This window comes from Kitasatospora phosalacinea (genome assembly GCF_000717185.1).
Lineage (GTDB): Bacteria > Actinomycetota > Actinomycetes > Streptomycetales > Streptomycetaceae > Kitasatospora > Kitasatospora phosalacinea_A.
The window spans coordinates 25,203-34,398 of the sequence record NZ_JNYE01000082.1 but is presented as its reverse complement, the minus strand read 5'-3'; the positions used below and the strand labels follow the sequence as shown (position 1 = coordinate 34,398).

The following is a 9,196-nucleotide window of genomic DNA, read 5'->3' as shown; positions in this document are numbered from 1 at the left end:
GCGAAGGGGGGCCGGGGGAACCGCGCAGCGGGGCGCCCGGCAAAAAGGAACGCCGCGCCGAAGGCGCGACCACACCCACCGCCACAGGCGGCCCGCGGCATTCGGGGCTTCCGTCGACCAGTTGGTAAGCGGTACAAGAGTCTCCCCGGTCGCGGCGAGCACCCTTGCGAGTGCACGGGGCGCTCGCCGCGAAACGGCTAGGGCTACAGGGCGGTGCGGGGGGCGGGGACGGTGCGGTCGCGCTGGAGGTCGAGGAGTTCGTGGAACAGGCCCTCGGTGCTGGCGAGTTCGTCCCAGGTGCCGGTCTGGACGATGCGGCCTTGGTCGAGGACGAGGATCCGGTCGGCGAGTTTCGCGTTGCCGAGGTTGTGGGTGACGAGCAGGGTGATCCGGTCGGGGGCGAGTGCGCGTAGGGCGTGGAGGATGCGGTGTTCGGCGCGGGGGTCGAGATCGGAGGTCGGCTCGTCGAGGATCAGCAGGCCGGGCTGGCGGCAGGTGCGGTAGAGGGCGCGGGCGACGGCGGCGCGCTGCCAGCCGCCCCCGGAGAGTTCGGCGCCGCCCTGCCAGCCCTGGGCGAGCAGGGTCCGCCAGCCGGAGCGCAGCTTGCGCACGATCTCGTCGAAGCCGGTCAGCGCCGCGGCGGCCTTCACCTCCTCGTCCGGGTCTCCGTCGTGCCGGCCCAGGTGCACGTTCTCCGCAGCACGCAGCGGCCAGCGGGCGAACTCCTGCGGCACGCGCGCGACCTGCTCGAACAGGGCGTCGGCGTCCAGGTCGGCGACGGGGATGCCGTCCCAGGTGATCTGCCCGCCGCCGTCCTGCGGCAGGTAGAGGCCGGAGAGGAGTTTCAGCAGCGTGGACTTCCCGGAGCCGTTGTGGCCGATCACCGCAACGACCTCGCCCCGGTGCAGGGTCAGGTCGATGCCGCGCAGCGCCGCGTCCTGCTGCTCGCCCGGGTAGGTGTAGGTGAGGGCGGTGACTTCGATCGTCTTGGGCGGGCCGGGGACGATCTCGCCGCGGGTGATGCGGTGGCCGCCGGCCTCGTCCAGGAAGGCGAAGAAGTCGTCCAGGTACAGGCCCATGCGGTAGAGGCGGGCCCCGTTGCCAACCATGCCCTGCACGCCGCCCACCGCGGTGCGCAAGGCGAAGGTGGCGGAGCCGGCGGCGGCGAGGCCGATCCGGCCGGTGGAGACGAGGTACAGCAGGGCGCCCCACATCAGGGCGGCTCCGGCGCCGGTGGCGAGGGCGGCCAGGAGCGAGACGCGGGCGGCGTCGCGTCCGGCGCGGTCGGTGACGGTGACGATCCGGGCTTCGGCCTGCCGGTACTTGTCGAGGATGAACGGGAGGACCTGGTCGGAGCGGACTTGGTCGGCGCGGCCCTTGTCGATCAGGTACCAGCGGTAGATCCGCAGGGCCTGGCGCTCGTCGCCGGTGGTGATGGAGGCGAGGTAGTGGATGCGGGCGGTGCGGACGGCGGCGACGGCGGTGGGCACTGCGCCGAGTAGGAGGAACGGCAGCAGCAGCGGGTGCAGGGTGGCCAGGACGCCCGTGGCGGCGGCGAGGGAGACGGTGGAGGCGATGACGTCCTGGGCGGAGGTCAGCAGGTCGGGGGTGGTGGCCGCTCCGCGGTCGGCGGCCTCCCAGCGTTCGTTGTAGGCGGGTTCGTCGTAGGCGGCGAGTTCGGCGGAGCACCCGGCCTCGATGAGGGCGAGGTCCGCTTCCCGGTTGACGCGGGGGGCGACCCGGCCCGCGAGGGTCGTCACCGCGATGCCCAGGGCGGCCCGGAACGCGGCGGAGGCGGTCAGCAGGGTCAGCGACGGGGCGGCGGCGTGCAGGTGTTCGGAGACCGGGCCGGGGCGCAGCAGCGCGGTCAGGGTGCCGGTGGTGGCGTAGAGGGCGACGGCTCCGAAGACGCCGCTGGCGGCTTGGGCGAGGAGCAGCAGGAGGGTGGAGCGGGGGTCGGCGTGCCAGGCGAGGGCGAGGGAGCGGCGGATCAGCTGGGGTAGGCGGCGCACCATCGTGGTGGTGGAGATGGACGCCCCGGCGGTGGCTCGCTTGTCGCCGGGGAAGCTGTAGCGCAGTTCCTCGTCGTGTTCGGTCTGCTGGCCGGTTTCCGGGGTGGGGGTGGTGCTGTGGGTGTCGGTCACGTGGCTCCCTGGGTTGACGGCAGGTGCGGGCGGGCAGCGCGGATCACCGGGCCTGCCGGACACGGCGGGCGTGGTCGGCGGGGTCCGCGGTGGGCACACCGGGGTGGCAGCGGTGCCAGGCGGCAGGCTGCTCGCAGGTGGTGGGGTTTTCCGGTCGGGCCACCGATCCTGGCACCGCTGCGGCGGGCTGTCCGGCGTGTCTTCGCGCGCCTCACCCGATCCGGGTAAATCCGTTTCCTGGTCGGCGAGTTGGTGGACCTCGGCCCCGGGGTCCGGTCGGCGGGGCGGGCTGGTTCACGACAGGTTGGCGCTCCGGGCCCGGTCGGGTGTCGGTGGCCTGGTGACGGCGCCGGGGGTCCAGTCCCAGGGCAGGGGGCGGTGCGAGAGGAGCGTGTCCAGGCGGTGGTCAGCCTGGGGGCGGGCGTCGGGGCGGCTCCGGTCGGCCAGGTTCAGGTAGAACGCGCAGGAGTTGATGCCCATGATGGGCACGAGGAGCTCGTACCGGCCGGGGGCCTGGGCGGCGATGTCGTAGCCGTACCCGGCCGTCCAGGCGTCGTACTGGTCGGGGTCCTTGCTGAACGCATCGCGTGCGAAGGCCGGGGTGGCCTGGTCGAAGGCCAAGTTTCCCGGTCCGAGGGTCTCCAGGTCCAGGAGCGCGGCGCCCGCGGGGGTGCGGGCGGCGTTGGAGAGGGTGACGTCGCCGTGGGTCAGGCAGGGCTCGGGCCAGGCCGTCTGGTGGTAGGCGTCGACGGCGGCCTCGAAGAGGCGGCGCAGGCGGGTGCGGTCGGCCTCGGATATGGCGGTCGGCCGCAGCCCACGGAGCCGGCCGAGTGTCCGGGTGATCTTGTCCTTCGGGTTGGCGGTGAGCTCGGGGGCAGGTCGCAGCGCGTGGAGTCGGGCGAGGAGTTCGCCGTACTCGCCTTCGCCGGGCTCGTCCGGGCCCAGGTCCTCGGCGAACGTGACGAGATGGCCCGCGGCCGTGCCGATGCGCCCGATGGGGGCCGCCGTCTGGATGCCGGCGGCCTGCAGCGCCGTCGCCGCGCGGACCTGGGCGGCGAGAGCGGCGTAGTGGGTGGCGCGGTTGTGGACCTTGCCGACCACGCCGCCGGGGAGGCGGAACACCCAGCTGCCGGCGTCGTAGATCAGTTCGGCGTCCTGCGCGTCGAGTCCTTGGAGGCGGGCTGTTTCGGCCAGGGCCCGCCGGACGGTGTCGAGCGGGTCGGGGGCCTGGACGGGGCGGGCCGGGGCTTCCCCAGTGGAGGTGGTACTCGGCATGGAAGTCCTTCGGTTGCCGGGGCCGAGGTGTGGCGGCTGCGGCGCGGCTGTCGACGGGGAGGTGGGCGGCCCTGTCCCCGCCGGGATCAGTCGGCGGGGACAGGGGCCGGTGCCGGGTGCGCGCTGCGGCGGCCCGGCCGGTAGTGCTAGTGGCGGACGGTCTTGACCTGGGCGTTCATCACGTCCCACAGCTTCCGGCGGTCCCAGCGGGTGACCTCCGGGAGGTGGTCGGAGATCGCCTGGACCTCCGGTGTTGCCAGGACCTCGGCGCTGATCAGCGCCGATAGCAGTTCCCCGGTGACGTAGGTACGGTCGATCGGCCCCAAGCCCGCAGGGGGCAGGTCCTGATCGGGGATGCGCTGCTGCTCCTTGTCGGGCCCGTGTTCGGTGGTGGGCCGGTCGGCGCCGCTCTGCCCGAGGGCGGTGGCCGCGTGCCCGCCCACCCACACCATGTGCCGGTAGGTGAGCATCCGGTCGGCCTGGTCATCGGGGCGGAAGACTCCGTCGTCTCCGAGGACGGAGCGGTCCAGGGCGTAGGCGCGGTCGGCGACGCGGTCCATGCTGAGCGGGGCTCGTCCCTGCGGCCAGGAGTTCCAGTCGCCGCTGACGAAGCCCAGGCGGCCGTCCTTGACCATGTTGGACAGCAGCCAGCGGAGCTGGTCGCCCCGGGCCGCCGGGTTGCCGAAGTTGCCGTGGATGGAGGCCACGGAGAGCTTGCGGCGGCTGAGGTCACCGGTGACCGGGTCGACCAGGTGCAGCCGCGCCGTGGCGGGGCGGTGCCGGATGCCCTCCGCGTACGGCACCCACTGCGGGTCGGGCCGGAAGACGGCGGTGTCGTAGAACAGGGCATTTCGGCTGCCGGGGCGGATGTTGGGTGCCTCCACGAAGGCCAGGCCGAGCCGGTCGGCGACCAGTAGGGCCTGGCCGTCCTGGAGTTCCTGCAAGGTCAGCAGGTGCGGGCGGATGCCGCCGGTCTCGGCGCGCTGCTCGATCAGCGCCAGGAACGCTTCGAGCTTCTCTCCGTGCTGGACGTTCCCGTTGACGTGCTCGATGACGTCGCCGGGGCTGACGGGTGCTGCGGTGCTCATGCGGATGCCTCTCGGTGTCGGGTCCGGTTGGACAGCGCGCCGGGGAGTCGCGCCGTGCCGGCGGCGGGGGTGCCCGCGCCCGCCTCTGGGCCAGTTGCGCGTTCACGGCCGCGGGGAGGGGTCGTCGTCGGCGAGCGCGGCAGTGATGGCTTCGGCGGCCCGGTCGGGGGCGGCGGTGAGCTGTTCGCTGAGCGCGGGCGGCAGCGAGCCCGCCCCCAGCCCCGCGTGCTCGGCGATCGCGCTCAGCTCCTGGCGGGCGGCGTCCGGGAGGCGGACGGCGAGATGATGGCGCAGCACAGCACGGGCGCTGTAGCCCTCCTGGGCCTCCAGCGCCCAGCCAGCGGCGATCTCGTAGAGCCGGTCGGCGACCGCCTGCTTGCCCGCCGCATTGCACAGGTCCGCGGTTGTCAGGGTCAGCTCGGCGTCGAACTCGGGGTTCGCGCCCGGCTGGTAGGTGTCGTGGGCGTCGCACAGCGCGACGAGCTGGCCGGTGAGCACCTTCTCGTCGGCCTGCCCGCCGATCAGGGTGCAGGCGACGGTGAGCGCCGCGACCACGACGTGCTCCCACGGGGTCCGCGGATCGAGCCGGACCCGGGCCAGCCGCGCCGCGGCGATCTCGTGCTGGCCGCCGAGGGCCAGCGCGATCGTCGCGACCTGGACGCTGTCGTACGGGCCGGGCGGCAGGGGCCGGCCGGCAAGGGCGATCAGCCGTGCCTGCTCCCAGTCGCCGCTGCGTGCCAGCGCGCGCACCAGCGTCTTCAGGGCGGCCTGGTCCCACCACTCCTGGAGGACGTCGCGCCCCACCGCGGTCGCGGTGATTCCGGCCAGCGGCAGGGTCCCGACCGCGGCGGCCTCGGCGTCCGTGCCCGCCCCGATCGCGTCCGAGATCGCCGTCAGGAGCCGGGCGGCCGTGACGGGCTGCCCGGCGCGGATCAGGAGGTCGGCGTGGAGGAGCTGCGGCTCCACCGCCCGCTCGGCAAGGACGGGGCCCAGCGGGCGGTGCTGGAGGTAGCGGTGGCTGTGGAGACTGCACAGCGCGTACGCCGACCCCGGCAACCAGAGGTCGAAGTAGAGCTCGGCGGCGAGGCGATGGACCTCGGCGGCGGCGTCGAGGTCGCCGTCGCCCGCGGCGCGGTCGGCGAGGGCGGACAGCTCGCCGACCCGCTGCTCCAGCGGCAGCGCCGTGCGTGCCGGGACGGGCGGGACGAGCGGGAAGCGGGCGAGGGCGTCGGCGAGGGGGCCGGTCGGCGGGGTGGGGTTCACCGGGCCACCTGTCCCGCGAGCTGCCGCTGGCCCTCCGGGGAGCTTGCCGTCGCCAGGACGGCGGGGACCGTCTCGGTGGTGTCCGGCTGGCCCTGGAGGCGGAGAGCGGCGTCGGCCATCGCCCAATGGGAGAACGCCTGCGGGTAGTTGCCGAGCTGCCTGCGGGCGCGGGGGTCGTACTCCTCGGCGAGCAGCCCCAACTCGCTGCGCAGTGCCAGGAGGCGGTCGAACAGTTCGCGGGCCTCGTCCTCTCGGCCGATGACCGCCAGCGCCTCGACGAGCCAGAACGAGCAGGCGAGGAAGGCGCCTTCGTGCCCTGCGAGTCCGTCGACGTTCGCGGCGGCGTGCCGGCCAGTGGCGTAGCGCAGGACGAGGCCGTCTTCGGTGAGGTCTCCTTGGACGGCTTCGATGGTGGCGATGACGCGCTTGTCGTCCGGCGGGAGAAATCCGACCAGCGGGATCAGCAGCAGGGAGGCGTCCAGGGCCCGGCCACCGTAGTACTGGGTGAAGACGCCCCGCTCGGCGTCGATGCCGCGGGTGCACACGTCGGCGTGGATCTGTTCGCGCAGTTCGGTGAGGCGGTGCAGGAGGGCGGTGTCGGGGTCGGGGCGGCGCTCCAGCAGGCGCAGGATCCGGTCGACGGCCACCCAGCACATCACCTTGGAGTGGGTGAAGTGCCGTGCGGGGCCGCGGATCTCCCAGATGCCCTCGTCAGACTCGCGCCAGCGGCGCTCCACCTGCCGCGCCAGGGACAGCAGCAGGACGTCGGTCCACGGCTCCGGGGGAAGCCCGACGTCCTCGGCCAGCAGCAGCGTGTCGGCGATCTCGCCGAACACGTCGAGCTGGAGCTGCCCGGCGGCGGCATTGCCGATGCGCACCGGCCGGGAGCCCTCGTAGCCGGTCAGGTGGTCCAGCACCCGTTCGGTGAGGTCGGTGCCGCCGTCTAGGCGGTAGATCGGCTGGAGGTGTGCGGGGTCGACGGTGGTGATGAGCCAGCGCATCCAGCGCCGGGCCTCCTCCACCTTGCCCAGGCGGAGCAGGGAGGCGATGGTCAGCGCGCTGTCGCGTAGCCAGACGAACCGGTAGTCCCACTGGCGTTCGCCGCCGATTGCCTCGGGCAGGGACGTGGTCGGCGCGGCGACGATGCCGCCGCCGGGGTGGCACATCGCGGCCAGGGTGAGGGCGGAGCGCACCAGCGCCTCACGGTGGGGGCCGCGGTAGGTGCACCCGGCCGCCCACTCCTCCCAGTGCCGCACGGTCTCGGCCAGTTCGGTGAAGGCGTCCGGCCGGGTGGGGGCGGACCCGCCGCGTACGGTCGGACCCCAGGTGAGGGTGAACGCGGCGCTCTCACCGGCGGTCAAGGTGAAGTTGGAGCGGCACACCCGGTCGCGGTTGACCGAGTGGTCGGGGGCGTGGTCGCTGTGGAGCCAGTAGGTGTCCGGGCCGGCGACCGCCTCCAGCCATGGGGAGCTGGAGGTGGCCCGCTGGATGACGGGCGCTGTGGCGCCGTAGTCGGCGCGGGGCCGGTAGACGGAGACCGCCTGCACGACGCCGCGCACGCACTCGGCTATCCGCACGATCCGCGGTGCGGGCGCGCCGATGGCGTCGGGGGCGGGCATGAGGTCGGTGACGGCCAGGGTGCCGGTGGGGGTGTCGTATTCCTGCCGCAGGACCAGGGTGTCGCCCAGGTACTGGCGGCGGTCGGCGTCCGGGGGCGGGCCGTCCGGGACGGCCGGTCCGACGCGCCAGTACCCCTGCTCGGGCGTCCCGAGCAGGGAGGTGAAGATCGACGGGGAGCCGAAGTCGGGCAGGCACGCCCAGTTGATGGTCCCGTCGGGGAGGACCAGGGTGGCCGAGCGGGTGTTGCTGAGGAGCGCGTGGTCCTCGATCCGGTACCGGCGCTTGGTGCGGAGCATGGAAGTCCTTGTATGGGCGGGTGGGTGATGGGTGGTCAGTTCCGGGCTGAAGCGGCTTCGAGTTCGGCGAGGGGCGCAGAGACGGTGGCCGCGAGGGTGTCGGCGGCGGGCACCCGCGGCAGGGCGTGGTCGAGCAGCGCCCGGTAGGCCCGCTGGACGGGGTCGGCGGGCGCCTGGTTCAGGTGGTGAGGTGTCATCTCTTCTTCGCGGGAACGGGCATAGGGAGGATTCGGGTCAATACAGGGCATCGACGAGGCCCGTCAGCCGACGGGCGGTCCGATTCGGCTTGAGGTAGGGGTCACGGAGCGGGATGGCGTCCTCGGGGATGGCGCGGATCGCCAGTCCGATCGCGACCGCCTGCACCGTGGTGCGGGCGCCCAGGGCCTTGAGCGCCGCGTCCCGGCGGTACTCCGCTACGTGGCGTTTGAGAGCGAGGCGGCGCGCCGCCTCGGACAGCGGGCGGTCGATGGTGGCGATCAGGACGTCGAGATCGTCGGGCCGGGGGTCCCTGGACGGGGTGAGGGCCGCTCGCTCGGCGGTGGCCGGGTCCAGGTAGCCGTCCAGCACGTCATGGCACACCAGGTGCGCCGGGCTGCGGCATCCGCGGCTCGCCGCAACGGAGTAGAGGGCTGCGGAGACGGCGCCCGGGGTGTAGAACGACTGCTGCGCGATCTCCTCCATCGTCCGGCCCGCCATGGCCTGGACGAGCATCGCCTGCGTGAGCGGCGACGTCGGCACGGGGTGCTGGGGCGGACCGATCATCCGGCCGCATACGCTGGTCAGCAGTCCCGGCACGGGGACGACGAACTCGGCCGCCTCCTCGGGCAGGACCACCGTCACCGCACCCTGCCCCAGCGGGAGCTGCTCCGGCCGCTCGTCCTCCTCCAGCACTTCGGTCCACAGCTGTTGCAGTCCGCGCCGCTTGTACTCCGCCCGCACCACTCGGGCGCGGTCCGCCGCGTGCAGCAGCACGGGAAGGCTGGCCTTGCGGGCGTGCGTCAGGAGCCTGACCAGCGGCGGCAGCGAGACCCGCGAGGCGTGCGGGGCGGCGCTGAGTAGCGCATGGGCGCTGACGACCACGCCCGGGTGCGAGCGCAGCAGCCGCTGGAACACCTGGTCGGACTCGTACGGTGCTACCTGTAGTTCTTCGGCGAAGACCTCTCTCATCGGTGCCACCGGTCGGTGGCGGTGCGGGTGCGGCCCTGACCCGGACGGCCGCCATGGGTACGGTCGGCTCCTGCGTGTCGGCGCAGCAGCCAGTCGGTGGTCGCCGCTGCCGCGAGGGCGGGGGCGGCGGCGAGCGCGAGCCAGACGGGCTGGGCGCTCTCGCGGTTCTCGATCAGGTACAGCACGGCCGCACCGGTGGGCACGCAGAGCAGGAAGCACACGATCGCTCCTCCCGCTCGGTTGATCGTCCGACGGGGCGTCACCGCCGCTCCTCCCCGATCCAGCCCGGCGCTGTCGGCCTCGGCTGTGTCTGGACGTGGGGGCACCGGGGCTCGTCTGGGCC

Annotated in this window: 8 protein-coding genes; all 8 read right to left on the bottom strand. The window is 73.6% G+C overall.

The window, feature by feature from the left end:
- Positions 1–203: 203 nt before the first annotated feature.
- Positions 204–2,144, bottom strand: a complete 1,941-nt coding sequence (locus OO57_RS46985; protein WP_033255545.1) for an ATP-binding cassette domain-containing protein — start codon at positions 2,142–2,144, stop codon at positions 204–206.
- 294 nt (positions 2,145–2,438) lie between these two features.
- On the bottom strand, positions 2,439–3,419 hold the full coding sequence (locus tag OO57_RS28410; RefSeq protein WP_033255544.1) for a hypothetical protein: 981 nt from the start codon (positions 3,417–3,419) through the stop codon (positions 2,439–2,441).
- Positions 3,420–3,565: 146 nt separating this feature from the next.
- Positions 3,566–4,507, bottom strand: a complete 942-nt coding sequence (locus OO57_RS28405) for a hypothetical protein (RefSeq protein ID WP_033255543.1) — start codon at positions 4,505–4,507, stop codon at positions 3,566–3,568.
- A 102-nt stretch (positions 4,508–4,609) separates the two neighbouring features.
- A complete protein-coding gene (locus OO57_RS39890; protein ID WP_051778354.1) occupies positions 4,610–5,770 on the bottom strand; it encodes a hypothetical protein in 1,161 nt (386 codons plus the stop codon).
- Complete coding sequence (locus OO57_RS28395) at positions 5,767–7,686, bottom strand: glycoside hydrolase family 15 protein (protein ID WP_063737667.1); 1,920 nt, start codon at positions 7,684–7,686, stop codon at positions 5,767–5,769. Before OO57_RS28395 ends, OO57_RS39890 begins: the two co-directional genes overlap by 4 nt.
- Positions 7,687–7,721: 35 nt before the next feature.
- The gene (locus tag OO57_RS44185) at positions 7,722–7,883 is read right to left on the bottom strand and encodes a hypothetical protein (RefSeq protein WP_158715257.1); all 162 of its coding nucleotides are present in this window, start codon (positions 7,881–7,883) and stop codon (positions 7,722–7,724) included.
- A 37-nt stretch (positions 7,884–7,920) separates the two neighbouring features.
- Positions 7,921–8,853, bottom strand: a complete 933-nt coding sequence (locus tag OO57_RS28390; RefSeq protein WP_033255542.1) for a hypothetical protein — start codon at positions 8,851–8,853, stop codon at positions 7,921–7,923.
- Positions 8,850–9,074, bottom strand: a complete 225-nt coding sequence (locus OO57_RS28385; RefSeq protein WP_033255541.1) for a hypothetical protein — start codon at positions 9,072–9,074, stop codon at positions 8,850–8,852. Before OO57_RS28385 ends, OO57_RS28390 begins: the two co-directional genes overlap by 4 nt.
- Positions 9,075–9,196 lie beyond the last annotated feature (122 nt).